Annotated in this window: 13 protein-coding genes; 8 read left to right on the plus strand and 5 right to left on the minus strand. The window is 73.7% G+C overall.

Going from position 1 to position 15,411, the window contains the following annotated elements:
- Nucleotides 1–23 precede the first annotated feature (23 nt).
- A complete protein-coding gene (locus ABRP24_RS10245; RefSeq protein ID WP_349848710.1) occupies nt 24–3,920 on the plus strand; it encodes a Pls/PosA family non-ribosomal peptide synthetase in 3,897 nt (1,298 codons plus the stop codon).
- Between the two features lie 14 nt (nt 3,921–3,934).
- Nucleotides 3,935–5,254: a M1 family metallopeptidase gene (locus ABRP24_RS10250; RefSeq protein ID WP_349848712.1), complete on the plus strand. Its 1,320-nt coding sequence runs from the start codon at nt 3,935–3,937 to the stop codon at nt 5,252–5,254.
- Between the two features lie 42 nt (nt 5,255–5,296).
- Here the strand turns inward: ABRP24_RS10250 and ABRP24_RS10255 are convergent, their stop codons facing one another.
- Nucleotides 5,297–5,566, minus strand: a complete 270-nt coding sequence (locus ABRP24_RS10255) for a helix-turn-helix domain-containing protein (RefSeq protein WP_214522484.1) — start codon at nt 5,564–5,566, stop codon at nt 5,297–5,299.
- Between the two features lie 32 nt (nt 5,567–5,598).
- On the opposite strand from ABRP24_RS10255, the gene map reads away from it, so the two are divergent.
- Complete coding sequence (map, locus tag ABRP24_RS10260) at nt 5,599–6,366, plus strand: type I methionyl aminopeptidase (protein ID WP_027465797.1); 768 nt, start codon at nt 5,599–5,601, stop codon at nt 6,364–6,366.
- On the opposite strand, the gene ABRP24_RS10265 is transcribed toward map, so the two are convergent.
- Nucleotides 6,350–6,904 carry a 4'-phosphopantetheinyl transferase superfamily protein gene (locus ABRP24_RS10265; protein ID WP_349848715.1) on the minus strand — a complete coding sequence of 185 codons (555 nt, stop codon included), beginning with the start codon at nt 6,902–6,904 and terminating at the stop codon, nt 6,350–6,352. The two genes, map and ABRP24_RS10265, sit on opposite strands and share 17 nt — an antisense overlap.
- Before the next feature lie 72 nt (nt 6,905–6,976).
- Entirely contained in the window at nt 6,977–7,180 is a 204-nt protein-coding gene (locus tag ABRP24_RS10270; protein ID WP_017885770.1) for a hypothetical protein, read from the minus strand.
- Nucleotides 7,181–7,463: 283 nt separating this feature from the next.
- Here ABRP24_RS10270 and ABRP24_RS10275 point away from each other — a divergent pair, with 283 nt between their 5' ends.
- From ABRP24_RS10275 to ABRP24_RS10295, 5 genes are all read left to right on the plus strand, one after another.
- Entirely contained in the window at nt 7,464–9,374 is a 1,911-nt protein-coding gene (locus ABRP24_RS10275; RefSeq protein ID WP_349848717.1) for a TPM domain-containing protein, read from the plus strand.
- 121 nt (nt 9,375–9,495) lie between these two features.
- The gene (locus ABRP24_RS10280) at nt 9,496–10,221 is read left to right on the plus strand and encodes a PspA/IM30 family protein (RefSeq protein ID WP_110859024.1); all 726 of its coding nucleotides are present in this window, start codon (nt 9,496–9,498) and stop codon (nt 10,219–10,221) included.
- A gap of 44 nt (nt 10,222–10,265) precedes the next feature.
- On the plus strand, nt 10,266–11,087 hold the full coding sequence (locus tag ABRP24_RS10285; RefSeq protein ID WP_176708917.1) for an arginase family protein: 822 nt from the start codon (nt 10,266–10,268) through the stop codon (nt 11,085–11,087).
- 55 nt (nt 11,088–11,142) lie between these two features.
- Nucleotides 11,143–12,546 carry an NAD(P)/FAD-dependent oxidoreductase gene (locus ABRP24_RS10290; RefSeq protein ID WP_214522481.1) on the plus strand — a complete coding sequence of 468 codons (1,404 nt, stop codon included), beginning with the start codon at nt 11,143–11,145 and terminating at the stop codon, nt 12,544–12,546.
- A 2-nt stretch (nt 12,547–12,548) separates the two neighbouring features.
- A complete protein-coding gene (locus ABRP24_RS10295; protein ID WP_175330772.1) occupies nt 12,549–12,905 on the plus strand; it encodes a Fe-S oxidoreductase in 357 nt (118 codons plus the stop codon).
- Between the two features lie 785 nt (nt 12,906–13,690).
- Here ABRP24_RS10295 and ABRP24_RS10300 read toward each other — a convergent pair.
- Nucleotides 13,691–14,509: an ABC transporter ATP-binding protein gene (locus ABRP24_RS10300; protein WP_111056362.1), complete on the minus strand. Its 819-nt coding sequence runs from the start codon at nt 14,507–14,509 to the stop codon at nt 13,691–13,693.
- Nucleotides 14,509–15,411: a siderophore-interacting protein gene (locus ABRP24_RS10305; RefSeq protein ID WP_349848722.1), complete on the minus strand. Its 903-nt coding sequence runs from the start codon at nt 15,409–15,411 to the stop codon at nt 14,509–14,511. Before ABRP24_RS10305 ends, ABRP24_RS10300 begins: the two co-directional genes overlap by 1 nt.

The following is a 15,411-nucleotide window of genomic DNA, read 5'->3' on the forward strand; positions in this document are numbered from 1 at the left end:
CACTCGACCGGGAAGAGGCCTCGATGACCATCGGCACCGGGAACGCGCAGCTCGAACTCGCCCGCGGCGGCGACGCGCCCGCCCCACGGACCCTGTTCGACGTCCTGGCGGCGACCGCGGCGACCCACCCGGACGCGACCGCCCTCGAGGACCCCGCCGGCAGTGTCGACTACGCCGCCCTGCTCGACCTCGTGCGCGCACAGGCCGACGACCTGGCGCGCCGCGGTGTCCGACGGGGTGACCGGGTCGGGGTGCGGATCCCCTCCGGCGGGCGCGACCTGTACCTGTCGATCCTCGCCGTCCTCGCCGCCGGAGCGGCGTACGTGCCGGTCGACGCCGACGACCCCGAGGAGCGCGCCACCCTGGTGTTCGGCGAAGCCGGTGTCGTCGGGGTGATCGGCGCGAGCGGTGTCCTGCGCGACCGTGCCGGCACGGAGCTGCCGGTGACGGACCCTGCGGCGAGCGCCGAGCTCCCGCGCGAGACCGACGACGCGTGGATCATCTTCACGTCCGGGTCGACCGGGGTGCCGAAGGGTGTGGCGGTCACGCACCGCAGTGCTGCGGCGTTCGTGGACGCCGAGGCGCGGATGTTCCTGCAGGCGGCGCCGATCGGTCCGGGTGACCGGGTGCTGGCGGGGCTGAGCGTGGCGTTCGACGCGTCGTGCGAGGAGATGTGGCTGGCGTGGGGGCACGGTGCCGCGTTGGTGCCGGCGCCCCGGTCGTTGGTGCGGACGGGGGTGGACCTGGGGCCGTGGCTCATCGCGCACACGATCACGGTGGTGTCGACGGTACCGACGCTGGCGGCGTTGTGGCCGGACGATGCGCTGGAGCAGGTGCGGCTGGTGATCTTCGGCGGTGAGGCGTGCCCGCCGGAGTTGGCGGCGCGCATCGCGAGTCGTGACCGTGAGGTGTGGAACACGTACGGGCCGACCGAGGCGACGGTGGTGGCGTGCGGGTCCCTGCTCGACGGGAGCCAGCCGATCCGGATCGGGTTGCCGCTGGACGGGTGGGACCTCGCCGTGGTGGACGGCGCCGGACGACGGGTGGAGCCGGGCGGCGTCGGTGAGCTCGTGATCGGCGGGGTCGGGCTGGGGCGCTACCTCGACCCGGCGAAGGACGCGGAGAAGTACGCGCCGTTCCCGGAGCTCGGGTGGGAGCGGGCGTACCGGAGCGGGGACCTGGTGCGGTACGAGCCCGAGGGGCTGGTGTTCCAGGGGCGTGCGGACGACCAGGTGAAGCTCGGTGGCCGGCGGATCGAGCTCGGGGAGATCGATGCGGCGTTGCAGGCCCTGGACGACGTGGCGGGTGGTGCCGCGGTGGTGCAGCGGACCCCGGCGGGCAACCAGGTGCTGGTCGGGTACGTGGCCCCGGTGGCCGGGGCGACGGTGGACGTGGCTGCGGCGAACGCCCGGTTGCGGCAGGAGCTGCCGGCGGCGCTGGTGCCGTTGGTGGCCGTGGTGGAGTCGCTGCCGACGCGGACGTCGGGCAAGGTCGACCGTGCGGCGCTGCCGTGGCCGTTGCCGGGCGCCTCGGACGCGGCGATGCTGCCGGACACGGTGGCGTGGATCGCCGAGCGGTGGTCGGCGATCCTGGGGGTGCCGGTGGCGAGCGTCGACGACGACTTCTTCGCGCACGGCGGTGGGTCGTTGACGGCGGCGCAGCTGGTGTCGGCCATCCGCGAGCGGTTCCCGACGACGACGGTGGCGGACGTGTACGACCACCCGCGGATCGGGGCGTTGGCGGCGGCGCTGGACGAGTCCGGCCCGGTCGAGGCGTCGTCGCGTGACGTCACGCCGGTGCCTCCGGCGACGGGGTTGCTGATGACGCTGCTCGGGCTGCCGGTGCAGGTGCTCCGGGGGTTGCGGGTGCTGACGTGGACGGCCCTGGTGGCTGCGGTGCTGCACGCGACGACGCTGCCGTTCCTGCCGGTGCTGCCCTGGCCGGTGCTGGTGCTGGCGCTCCTGGTGTTCGTGACGCCGATCGGCAAGATGGCGCTGACGGTGGTGCTGGCGCGGCTGCTGCTCGCCGGGGTCCGGCCGGGGTCGTACCCCCGCGGTGGTTCCGTGCACCTGCGGGTGTGGTTGGCCGAGCGCATCGCCGAGGCGGTCGACGGCCCGTCGACGGCGGGTGCCCCGTGGATCAGCTACTACGCCCGGGCACTCGGTGCGCGGATCGGCAGGGACGTCGACCTGCACACGCTGCCCCCGGTGACGGGGATGCTCACGATCGGCAAGCGTGCGTCGATCGAGCCCGAGGTCGACCTGGCCGGGCACTGGCTCGACGGCGACGTGTTCCACCTGGGGCACGTCCGTGTCGACGAGGACGCCGTGGTGCGCAGCCGGACGACGCTGCTGCCGGGGGCGCACGTCGGTGCGGGTGCCGAGATCACGGCGGGTTCCGCCGTCGGCAGCCCGGTGCCCGCGGGCGAACGCTGGGCGGGGGCGCCGGCGGAGCGCACCGGGTCGGCTCGTGACGACCGGGAGGCCCGTCCCGCGACCCGTCGACGCTGGCTGCTCGCGTACGGGGCCGGGTCCCTGGCGGTGGCCGGGTTGCCGGTGGTCGGTGTCGCGGTCGGCCTGCTGGTCGCCCTCGCCCTGGTCGGGCGGGCGTCGACCCTGGGCGACGCGGTGCTCCGTGCGCTGGTGACGGTCCCCCTGGCGACGGTCGTCGCCGGTGCGGTGTACGCGCTGCTGGTGGTGGTCGCGGTGCGGCTGCTCGGCATCGGGCTGCACGAGGGGCGGCACCCGGTGCGCTCCCGGATCGGCTGGCAGGTGTGGTCGACCGAGCGGGTGCTCGACGCGGCGCGCACCCTGCTGTTCCCGCTGTACGCCTCGCTCGTGACGCCGGTGTGGCTGCGGCTGCTCGGTGCCCGGGTCGGTCGGGACACCGAGATCTCGACGGTGCTGCTCATCCCGGCGTTGACGCAGATCGCGTCGGGGGCGTTCCTGGCCGACGACACGATGGTGGCGACGTACGAGCTCGGCGGCGGTCGGGTGCGGATCGGTCGCTCGAAGGTCGGCCGTCGGGCGTTCCTCGGCAACAGCGGGATGACGGGCGCCGGACGCTCGGTGCCGCGCGAGGCCCTGGTGGCGGTGCTGTCCGCGGTGCCGAAGAAGGCCAAGCGCGGGTCGTCGTGGCTCGGGTCGCCCCCGGTGCGGCTGCGGCGTGCGGCGACGGAGTTCGACGAGGCGCGCACGTTCCGTCCGTCCAGGCGGCTCAAGGTCGCCCGCGGCTGCTGGGAACTGCTGCGCCTGGTGGCCCCGATGGTCTCCGCCGCCATCGCGCTCGGCGTGGCCGGAGCCCTGCTGGCGCTGTGGTCGGCCGTCGGGATCGGGTGGACGGTGCTGCTCGCCGGGCCGGTGCTCATCGCCGCCGGTGCGGTCGCCGCCGTGGTGTCGACGATCGCGAAGTGGGCGTTCGTCGGCCGGATCACGGCCCGGGAGCACCCGCTGTGGTCGTCGTTCGTGTGGCGCAACGAGGTGCAGGACACCTTCGTCGAGACCGTCGCGCGCCCCTGGTTCGCCGAGCAAGCCACCGGCACCCCCGCGCTGGCCGTCTGGCTGCGGAGCCTCGGTGCGACGATCGGCCGCGGCACCTGGCTCGAGACGTACTGGCTGCCCGAGGCCGACCTGGTCACCATCGGCTCCGGGGCGTCGGTGGCGCGGGGCACGGTCGTGCAGACGCACCTGTTCCACGACCGCGTGATGCAGCTCGACACCGTCCGGATCGACGCGGGTGCGACCCTCGGGCCGCACAGCGTGGTCCTGCCGGCGGCCGGCATCGGTGCCGGGGCGACCGTCGGGCCGTCCTCGCTCGTGATGCGCGGTGAGCAGGTGCCGACGGGTTCCCGCTGGTCCGGCAACCCGATCGCTCCGTGGACATCGGCAGCACCGTCGGTGACCGCCCCACCGGCGCCATGAGGTTGACTGTCCCCGTGCCCTCCGATCCCGCCGCAGACCCGTACACCCCGCACAGCGGCGACCGACGGTGGAGCGCCGAGCACTACGAGCTCCGTCTCGACTACCGCGTCGCCACGAACCGCCTGGACGGCACCGCCACGATCACCGCGCGTGCCCTCGAGCCGCTCGAGAAGGTCGTGATCGACCTGCACGGGCTCACGGTCGACCGGGTCGACGTCGACGGACGCCGGGCGAAGAAGGTCTCGACCGCGGCGCACAAGGTGACCGTCACCCCGGCCGACCCCATCGCCGCCGACACCGTGTTCAGCGTGCACCTGCGGTACCGCGGCACCCCGCACCCCGTCCGGAGTGCGTGGGGGCAGCTCGGCTGGGAAGAACTGTCCGACGGCGTCATCGTCGCCGCGCAGCCCACGGGAGCGCCGTCGTGGTTCCCGTGCAACGACCGCCCCGACGACAAGGCCACGTACCGGATCGAGATCGCGGCCGAGGCGGCGTACGACGTCCTGGCGAACGGGGAGCTGCTCGCCAAGGAGCGCGACCGCGTCGGCACCCGCTGGACCTACGCCACCACCGAGCCGATGGCGACCTACCTGGCGACCGTCCAGATCGGCCGGTACCGCACCACGAAGCTGCGCACGAGCGGGGTCCCCGTCACGCTGCACCACCCCGCCGACCTCGCCGCCGCCGCGAAGACCGACTTCGGCCAGGTGCCGGAGATGCTCGCGCTGTTCGGTGACCGGTTCGGCCCGTACCCGTTCGTGGCGTACGGCGTCGTGGTGACCGACGATGACCTGGAGATCCCGCTCGAGGCCCACGGCCTGGCGGTGTTCGGCCGGAACCACGTCGACGGCGAGCACGGCACCGACCGCCTCATCGCCCACGAGCTCGCCCACCAGTGGTTCGGCAACTCCGTCACGGTCACCCGGTGGCAGGACATCTGGCTGCACGAGGGGTTCGCCTGCTACGCCGAGTGGCTGTGGTCCGAGGACCGCGGGGACGACACCGCCGACCAGCTGGCCGAGCGGTACCGGCAGGGACTGCTCGAGCAGCCGGAGGACCTGGTGGTCGGTGACCCGGGCGCGAAGGACATGTTCGACGACCGCGTCTACAAGCGCGGCGCCCTCGCCCTGCACGCCGTCCGCCGCACGATCGGCGACGACGCCTTCTTCACCGGGCTGCGGAGCATCACCGAGCGGCACCGGCACGGATCCGTCACCGTGCCCGACGTGCTCCGTGCGTTCGCGGACGCCACCGGCCGCTCCGTCGCGGACGTCCGGGCGGTGACCGGACCCTGGATCGACGAGGCGTCGGTGCCGACGCTGCCCGCTGGCTAGCTCCGCCGCCGCGTCGACCAGCTCGCGACGCCGCCGCGTCGACTAGCCGGCCAGCTCGCCGTCGGCCGGGTCGCAGCTGACCTCGGACCACACCGCGTCGAGCGACAGTCCGACCACGCCCGCGACCGACGCGATCGTCGAGAACGCCGGCGTCGCGATGCGGCCGGTCTCGATCTTCCGGAGCGTCTCCGGCGAGATCCCCGCGGCCAGGGCGGTGTCCACGATCGATCGCGGACCACGGGCACGACGGAGCAGCGCACCGAGGCGACGACCGCGCTCGACCTCGTCGGGGCGGAGTGGGAGACGGACCATGACCACATAGTAATACCGGTATGATCATCCGCGTGATCGAGATCCTGACCCCCGCCGAGGTCGACAAGGGCCGCGCCACCGGAGCCCTCGTCGGCACGATCCTGCAGACCCTGCGCGAACGCACCCGCGTCGGCACGAACCTGCTCGAGATCGACCGGTGGGCGAAGCAGATGATCGAGGCCGCCGGTGCCGACTCCTGCTACGTCGACTACGCGCCCTCGTTCGGCCGTGGTCCGTTCGGCCACCACATCTGCACGGCCGTGAACGACGCCGTGCTGCACGGGCTGCCGCACGACCGGGTGCTGCACGACGGGGACCTGCTCACCCTCGACCTCGCGGTGTCCCTGGACGGCATCGCCGCCGACGCCGCGATCAGCTTCGTCGTCGGCACCCCGCGCCCCGAGGACCTCGCCCTCATCGACGCCACCGAACGCGCGCTGGCCGCGGGCATCGCCGCCGCCGGACCGGGCGCCCGCATCGGTGACCTGTCCCACGCGATCGGCACCGTCCTCGAAGCCGCGGGCTACCCGGTGAACGTGGAGTTCGGCGGACACGGCATCGGCTCGACCATGCACCAGGACCCGCACGTGTCGAACACCGGGCGCCCCGGCCGCGGCTACACGCTGCGGCCCGGACTCCTGCTCGCGCTCGAACCGTGGGTGATGGCGGACACCGACGTCCTGGTCACCGACGCCGACGGGTGGACGCTGCGGAGTGCCACCGGAGCGCGGACCGCCCACACCGAGCACACCATCGCGATCACCGAGGACGGCGCCGAGGTGCTCACGCTCCCCCGCTGACCGTCCCGACGACCTTGACGGACAGGCCACCCGCCGCGACGACGAGCACCACGTCCGGCGCGGGGTACAGCAGGGTGAGCGGTTGTCCGACACCCTCGAAGCGGGCGGTGCCGGCGGCCACGTCGACCTCGACCGCGAGCGGGTCGACCCGCAGCCCGCGACCGTCGCGTTTCAGCACGGCCTCCTTGGCCGCCCACGCGGCGGCGAGGAGCGCCGGGTCCCCGTCGGCTCGACGGAGTTCATCCGGGGTGAAGGCGTCGAGCGGTGCGGCGGCGACCCGCGACACCCGTTCGACGTCGACGCCGAGCGCCGACGGTCCGACCGCGAGGGCGACGAACCCCGGTGCGCGCGCCAGGCTCACGCCGACCACTGTGCCCGCGACGCTCGCCCACGGACGACCGTGGTCGGTCCCCGCGCAGTGCGGGCAGACGCGCCCCGCGCGCACCGCGACCGGCTCGACGCCGGTCGCCGACGCGACGGCGGCGACCAGGGCCTCCCGGTCGTCCGCGCGGTCAGCAGCCGGCGTCCGGAGCGTCACCGTGACGGTCTGGAGGCGCGACCCACCGGCCGGGGCAGCGCCCGTCGGTCGTGTGGTCGCGCCCAGAGCGGATCAGGCGTGCGTCAGCGCGATGAGCGCGACGTTCATGGTGCTGTACTGCCCCTCGGAGCGGGTCGCCTGGCGAACTCGTCCGCGCAGGACCTCGTAACGGCCGTCGTGCTCGCGCACGAAACCGATCACACCCGTCGCCGGAGTCGACACCCGGTGGTAGCCGTCCTCGAGCGGGACGACCTCGGTGCTCGTGGTGCGTTCCATCGTTCTTCCCCTTCCGTTCATCCTCGAACAGTGGCGCCAGCATACCCCGGTACGGGGGACAAGACGTCCACAGGAAGCACGGTCCGGAGCGTTCCCCCAGAGTCTGGCGGTGCCCCTGCGTGGCCTGGATAGACTCCGGGCGACAGCGCCTCGTGGCGCGGTCCGGTGCGGTGCCACTGGGTACCGACCGGCAACGGACGGAGGACGGATGCGAGCGGTCCAGCACGGATCGGGCACGGACGGATCGAGCGGGCGAAGGGGGACAACGCGGCTGTGGAGCCGTGTGACGGCGGCCCTGGTCGCGATGCTCATCGTCCTGGCTCCGGCAGCGACCGCACACGCCACGGCGCCCGTCGACCTGGGCGGCGCATATGTCCTCGACGAGGCCGACGCGCTGACCGCATCTCAGCAGTCGAAGGTCGAGCAGGCCGTGCAGGACCTGTACTCCGAGACCCAGACGCAGCTCTTCGTCGTGTTCGTGCCGTCCTTCACCGACCCCACCGACCACACCGAGTGGGGCCGGGCCGTGATGGAGCAGAACCAGATCGACACCGACGGCATCCTGCTCTCGGTCGCGGTCGACGAGCGCAACTACGACGTCCAGCAGACGAACGAGACCGCGATCTCCTCGTCCGACGTGGAGAACGCCGTCAACGACGCGCTGCTCCCCGAGCTCAAGCAGGGCGACTGGTCGGGCGCCGCCGTGGCCTTCGCCGACGGGCTGACCCAGTCGCAGGCCCCGGTGGACCTCACCTGGCTGTGGATCCTGCTGCTCGTCGTGGTCGTCGGGCTCATCGTCGTGGTCCTGGTCATCCGGACCCGGAACAAGCGCCGCACCGCCGCAGCGACCGAGGCCCAGGAAGCCTCGCTCGCCGACCTCGAACGCACCGCCGGCGGCGCCCTCGTCACCATCGACGACGAACTCCGCACCGCCGAGCAAGAGGTCGGGTTCGCGAGCGCGCAGTTCGGCCCGGACGCCGCCAAGCCCTTCGCCGACGCCGTGCAGGCCGCCCAGCGCGAGGTCCGCAAGGCCTTCACGATCCGGCAGCAGCTCGACGACGAGATCCCCGACACCCCCCAGCAGCGCGCCGAGTGGGCGAACCAGATCATCGTGATCTGCGAACGGGCGCACGCCGCGATCGAGGAGCAGACCGAGGCGTTCGACCAGCTCCGGTCGCTCGAGGACGGCGTCGAGGACGCAGCCGCGTCGCTCGCCCAGGCCGTGGCCGCCGCACCGGCATCGGTCGGGGCCGCCGCCGCCGCACTCGACCGCGTCCGCGCCCGCTACACCGGCCGCACCCTCGCCACCGTGGCGAACAACGTCGACCAGGCCCACCAGGTGCTCGCCTTCGCCACCGAACGCTCGAACGCCGCCACCGCCTCCATCGCCGCCGGCGACAAGGGCGAGGCGGTCGTCGCCGTGCGCGACGCCCAGCACGCGCTCGCCCAGGTGCAGCAGCTCACCGACGGCGCACTCGCCGCCGAGCAGTCCTTCGACGAGGCCACCGCCCGCGCCGAGGCGATGCGCATCGACATCCAAGGCGACGTCGCCGCCGCCCGCAGCCTGCGCTCGGGCGGCCCGGACCTCGCCGCCGCGGTCACCCGCGCCGAGGCCGTGCTCCGCCAGGGGCTCGACCCGAAGGACCCCGTGGCCGCCGTCGACGCGCTGACCCGGGCGAACACCGAGATCGACCAGGCCATCGCCGCGGCACGGGGTGCCGAGGAACAGCGTCAGCGCGCCACCCAGGCACTCGACGCGGCCCTGCGCGACGCCCGGAACCGGATCAGCCAGGCTCGCGACTACGTGTCCCTGCACCGCGGCGGCATCGGCCCGACCGCCCGGACCCGGCTGTCCGAGGCCCAGCGCGCCTACGACGACGCCGTCGAGCTCGCCCCGAGCAACCCCGGCCAGGCACTCAACGCCGCCCGCGCGGCCGAGCAGTACGCCGCCGCAGCGATGGACGCCGCCAACGACGACCTCGGCGGCTGGGGTGGCGGCCAGGGCGGAGGCGGTGGTGGTGCCCAGCTCGGTGGCCTCGTCACCGGACTCGTCCTCGGCGGCCTGCTCGGCGGTCGCGGCGGCAGCTACGGCGGCGGCTCCTTCGGGGGCGGTGGCTTCGGCGGAGGCGGCGGGGGCTTCGGCGGCGGCGGCGGTGGGGGCGGCGGCGGCTTCTCCGGCGGCGGCCGCTTCTGACGGGCACGCTCCCCCGCTCCCGACACGACGGACCCGACCGGAGCTGACCCGGCCTCCGGCACCCAGAACCAGACACGACCCGACAACACCGTCCACAGGACTTCCACGAAAGGGAACAGCAATGGCCAAGCAGACCATCTTCGGACGCATCTCCACCCTCGTGCGCGCGAACATCAACCAGATCATCGACGACGCCGAGGACCCGCAGAAGATGCTGGACCAGCTCGTCCGCGACTACACGAACAACATCGCCGACGCGAAGACCGCGATCGCGCAGACCATCGGCAACGTGCGCCTGCTCGAGCAGGACCACGAGGAGGACAAGAAGGCCGCGGTCGAGTGGGGCCAGAAGGCCGCCAACGCCTCCGCCGCCGCCGACAAGTACCGCTCCGAGGGCAAGTCGGCCGAGGCGGACAAGTTCGACAACCTCGCCAAGATCGCGATCGGCAAGCAGATCGCCGCCGAGCAGGAGGTCAAGGACGCGGAGCCGAACCTGGCGTCGCAGAACGAGGCCGTCGAGAAGCTCAAGACCGGTCTCGCCGGCATGGAGCAGAAGCTCGAGCAGCTCCGCGCGAAGCGGGACAACCTCGTCGCCCGCTCGAAGACCGCCGAGGCGCAGTCCCGCGTCAACGACGCCCTCGGCAACATCGACGTGCTCGACCCGACGAGCGACCTCGGCCGCTTCGAGGAGAAGGTCCGCCGCGAAGAGGCGAAGGTGCTCGGCCAGCAGGAGCTGCAGTCGTCCAGCCTCGACGCCCAGTTCGAGAGCCTCGAGGACGTCGGCAAGGACGCCGAGGTCGAGGCACGGCTCGCCGCGCTGAAGTCCGGCGGATCCTCGAGCATCTGACGAACGCCCTGACGACGCCGGACCCCAGCTGACAGACTGAGACGATGCACTTCCTCGTGGTCGGTCAGTGGCAGGGTTCGGCGTCGTCGCGCGCGATGCGGCTCGGGGACGGCGCGTCGGCGATCGCGGCCGACCTCCCCCGGGCGTCCACCACCGTGGTCGACGTCCCGGCCGGAGCGGGTGACCGCCTCGAGACCGCCGTCGCCCGCTACACCTCGGTGCTCGCCGTCGCCGAACGCGTCGCCGAGGAAACCGCCGTCGCCACCGAACCGGTGCTCGTCGTCGGTGGCGACGGCGCCAGTGTCCTCGGCGCGACCGCCGCCCTCGCACCGGACACCGCGTTCGTCCGCATCTCCGGGTCGAGCGGGTACCGCGCGCTCAACCGAGCCCAGCCCGTCGCCGCCGAGACCGCCGCCCTGCGCCTGCTGGTCGACCGCCCCGACGACCTGTTCCCCGGCCTGCCGCTGGTGCCGGCGTCCTCGGTCGTCGTCGCCGGGGTCCGCGGGGTCGAGGACGCCGAACGGGCCGCCCTCGACAAGGCCGGGATCGTGCACCTCGACGTCGACGCCGCCACCCCGGACGCCCTCGCCGCAGCGGTCGAGCGGACCGGCGCCGCATCGGTCTTCGTGCACGTCGACCTCGACGTCCTCGACCCGTCCGAGGTCGACGGACTCCTCGAACCCGTCCCGTTCGGCCTCGACGGCGCAGCGCTCGTCGAGCGCATCCAGGCCGCGACGCGCGGCCGCCGCCTCGTCGGCGCCGCACTCACCGGATTCGCCCCCGTCGACCCGGACCGGGCGGTGGACGACCTCGGCGTGATCCTGCGCGTCGTCGGAGCGGTGACCAGCGCCTCCCGGGTGGGCTGACCACGGGCACGACGCGACCGGCGGACCCCCTGCCGGTCCGCGTACGCTCGGCAGCATGACGGACTACGACCTCATCGTGATCGGAGCCGGCGCTGTCGGCGAGAACGTGGCGGACTACGCCAGGAAGCGCGACCTTTCGGTCGCGATCGTGGAGGCCGAGCTCGTCGGCGGCGAGTGCTCCTACTGGGCGTGCATGCCCTCGAAGGCGCTCCTGCGCAGCGGACACGCCCTGGCCGCCGCCAAGCGGCTCGACGGTGCGAAGCAGGCCGTGACCGGCACGCTCGACGCCGCCCACGTCCTCGCCCGCCGCAACTCGTTCACCTCCGACTGGAAGGACGACAGCCAGGTCTCGTGGCTCGAGTCCGCCGGCATCGACCTGATCCGCGGGCACGCCCGCATCACCGGCCCGAAGACCATCGACGTCGACGGCGAGACGCACACCGCGCGCGCCGCCGTCGCGGTCGTCACCGGTTCCCTGCACACGCTGCCCCCGGTGCCCGGTCTCGCCGAGGCGAAGCCGTGGGGCACCCGCGAGGGCACCAGCGCCCAGCAGGTCCCCGAGAGCCTGCTCGTCATCGGCGGCGGCGTCTCCGGCTCCGAGCTCGCAACCGCGTGGGCGTCCCTCGGCGCGAAGGTCACCCTCGTCGCCCGGCACGGTCTGCTCGGCGGCATGGAGCCCTTCGCCGGGGAACTCGTCGCCGACTCCCTGCGCGAACTCGGCGTCGACGTCCGCACCGGCGTCAACCCGGTCCGGGTCGACCGCGACGAGCACGGTCTCGTCACCACGGTGCTCGACGACGGCACCACGGTCATCACGAGCGAGGTGCTCGCCGCCACCGGCCGCGCCGCCCACACGCGTGACCTCGGGCTCGAGACCGTCGGCCTGACCGCGGGCGACTGGCTCGACGTCGACGACACCATGCTCGTGCACGGCACCGACTGGCTGTACGCCGTGGGTGACGTCAACCACCGCGTCCTGCTCACCCACCAGGGCAAGTACCAGGCACGCGCCGCCGGCGAGGCGATCGCCGCCCGGTACCAGGGCACGCCGCTCCACACCGAGCCGTGGGGTGCACACGTCGCCACCGCCGACCACGCCGCCTCGCCGCAGGTCACCTTCACCGACCCCGAGGTCGCGAGCGTCGGCCTGACCGAGGCGAAGGCCCGCGAGCAGGGGCTGAACGTCCGCGCGGTCGAGTACGACCTCGGTGCGATCGCCGGGTCCTCCCTGCAGGCCGACGGTTACACGGGCCGCGCGAAGATGGTCGTCGACGAGGACCGCGGGGTCGTCGTGGGCGTCACGTTCGTCGGCCAGGACGTCGCCGAGATGCTGCACGGCGCGACCGTCGCCGTCGTGGGCGAGGTCCCGATCGACCGCCTGTGGCACGCGGTGCCTGCCTACCCGACGATGAACGAGATCTGGCTCCGCCTGCTCGAGACGTACGGCCGCCCGGCCTGAGCGTGCGCAACCCGCTGCTCGACTCGCCCGTGTCCCGTGCGGGGTGGGTGTTCGCGACCGCCGTCGGGCTCGCCGTGGGCGTCCCCCTGTCGACGGGGCGGATCCGGGTGGAGGACGGGCTCGTGGTCTGCACGGGGCTGCCGCGCTGGGTGTTCCGGCGCGGCGGCACCTGCGTCGGTTCGGTGTACCTGACCCGCGACAACGACGGCCCGCGGGTGCTCCGGCACGAGCGGGTGCACGTCGAGCAGTGGCGCCGGTACGGCATGCTCATGCCGCTGCTCTACGCCGTCGCCGGGCGGGATCCCCTGCGGAACCGGTTCGAGGTCGAGGCCGGCCTGGAGGACGGCGGCTACCGCTGACGGGTGCGGCGGGTGCGGTGCGGGTGCGGCGTGGGTGCGGGTGCGGGTGCGGGTGCGGGTGCGGCGTGGGTGCGGGTGCGGGTGCGGCGTGGGTGCGGGTGCGGGTGCGGCGTGGGTGCGGGTGCGGGTGCGACCTCGGCGGACGTGTCGGCCGGCGGCTCGGTCGGTCACAACACCCCGCCGGAAGCGCGGCGAGCGGTCGTAGACCGTCGCCTGCGGCGCCGCCAACCGACAGTTCGTGACCACACGACGCCCGGGCCACGACGTGTCGTGACCACTCGGCGGCAGGCCCGCCAGGCGACGAAACGCGACCAGTCGACGGCCGGGAGGCGGGTGGCGGGCCCGCCCCGAGCCTCCCGGCCGCCACGCCCCGCCCCCACTGCACCCGCCCGTCGGTCACAACACCCCGCCGGGAGCGCGGCGAGCGGCCGCAGACCGTCGCCTGCGGCGCCGCCAGCCGACAGTTCGTGACCAAACGACGCCCGGGCCACGACGTGTCGTGACCACTCGGCGGCAGGCCGGCCAGGCGACGAGACGCGACCAGTCGACGGCCTGGAGGCGCGTGGCGGGCCCTCCCCGAGCCTCCCGGCCGCCGCACCCCACCCCCACTGCACCCACCCGCCGGTCACAACACCCCGCCGGGAGCGCGGCGAGCGGTCGCAGACCGTCGCCTGCGGCGCCGCCAACCGACAGTTCGTGACCACACGGCGCCCGGCCCACGACGTGTCGTGACCACTCGGCGGCAGGGCCCAGCGCGGCAGCCAGGCGGCAGCGCCGCCCGCGCCTCAGGCCGCGCGCCGCCGCGGCACCACGAGCGGCGTGCCGGTCTCGGGGTCGGGGACGACGACGCACGGCAGGCCGAAGACGTCCTCGACGAGGTCCGCGGTGAGCACCGACGCCGGCTTCCCCGCCGAGACGATCGCCCCGTCGCGCATCGCGATGACGTGGGTGGCGTAGCGCGCAGCCTGGTTCAGGTCGTGCAGCACCGCGACGACCGTGCGACCGGCGGCGTGCAGCGTGGAGGCCAGTTCGAGCACGTCGTACTGGTGGGCGATGTCGAGGAACGTCGTCGGCTCGTCGAGCAGCACGATGTCGGTCTGCTGCGCGAGCACCATCGCGATCCACACCCGCTGCCGCTGCCCGCCGGAGAGCTCGTCGACGCTCCGGTCCGCCAGTTCCACCGTCTCGGTCTGCTCGAGTGCGGCCTGCACGGCCTGCCGGTCGGACCCGGAGGACGGGTGCAGCAGGTCCTGGTGCGGGAACCGGCCCCGGGACACGAGGTCACGCACGGTGATGCCGTCGGGGGCGATCGGGGTCTGCGGGAGCATCCCGACCCGCCGAGCGACGGCCTTCGGGCGGTACGAGTCGATCGGCGCCCCGTCGAGGAACACCGTGCCGGCTCGCGGCTTCAGGGTGCGGGCGAAGGACTTCAGCAGCGTCGACTTGCCGCAGGCGTTCGGCCCGACGATGACCGTCAGCTCGCCGTCGGGGATGTCGACGTCGAGCGTGTCCACCACGACCCGGTCGTCGTAGGCCAGGGTCAGCCCGCGGGCCCCGAGCGCGGTGGTCGGGACCGGACCGAGCGCGGTGCCCGCGTCCGACATCAGTGCTCGGCCTTGCCGTGCCGCCAGTACCCCATGAACGCGACCTGCTTGCGGTCGATGCCGACGCCGCGCACCAGGTGGCGGCGGAGTTCCTTGACGCAGCCGGCCTCACCGGCGATCCAGGCGTACACGGGGCGCTCGTCGACCGGGGCGGGGACGTCCCACAGCACCTGCTCGTCGACGTCGACGTCGGTGAGCTCGGCGGCCGGCTCGCACGCGGCGGTGGACGACGGCGCGACAGTGGAGGCCCAGGCGTGCACCTGGTCGGTCATCCGGACCCCGTGGGTGGCGCCGTTGCGGGCGATCCAGCGGACCTCGACCCCGGCGGGCGCGGTGACCGGCAACCGGTCGGCGTCGGTGGGCACCTCGATGAAGACGTGGCCGACGGTCGAGACGTCGAGGGCTTCGAGGATGGCGCAGATGGCCGGTGCGGCGGTCTCGTCCCCGGCGAGCAGGATCCGGTTCGCGTGCCCGGGAGCGAACTCGGCGGCCCCGGTCGGCAGGTCCTCCGGCGACTCGGGGACCCGCGGCCCGACGATGCGCAGCTCGTCACCGACGCGGCAGGCCGACACCCAGCGCGACGCCGGGCCGGTGTCGCCGTGCGCGACGAAGTCGATGTCGAGCTCGCGGGCGTCCGGGCGGAACGAGCGGACCGTGTACGTGCGGAGCGGGTTGCGGGTCTCGTCCGGCAGCGCGCGCCAGGCGGCGTACCAGTCCTCGTCCTCCGGCAGTTCGGAGAAGCCGATGCCGGGCAGGGGCAGCACGATCTTGATCCGCTGGTCGAGACCGACCGAGGAGAAGTCGGCGAGCGCGTCGCCCGTCAGTGTCACCCGGACGAAGTTCGGGGTGAGCGACGTGACGGCGGCCACGCGGACGGAGAAGACGCGATACCGGGTTGCCAC

The sequence above is a fragment of the Curtobacterium sp. WHRI 8282 genome (genome assembly GCF_040223925.2).
GTDB classification, from domain to species: domain Bacteria; phylum Actinomycetota; class Actinomycetes; order Actinomycetales; family Microbacteriaceae; genus Curtobacterium; species Curtobacterium flaccumfaciens.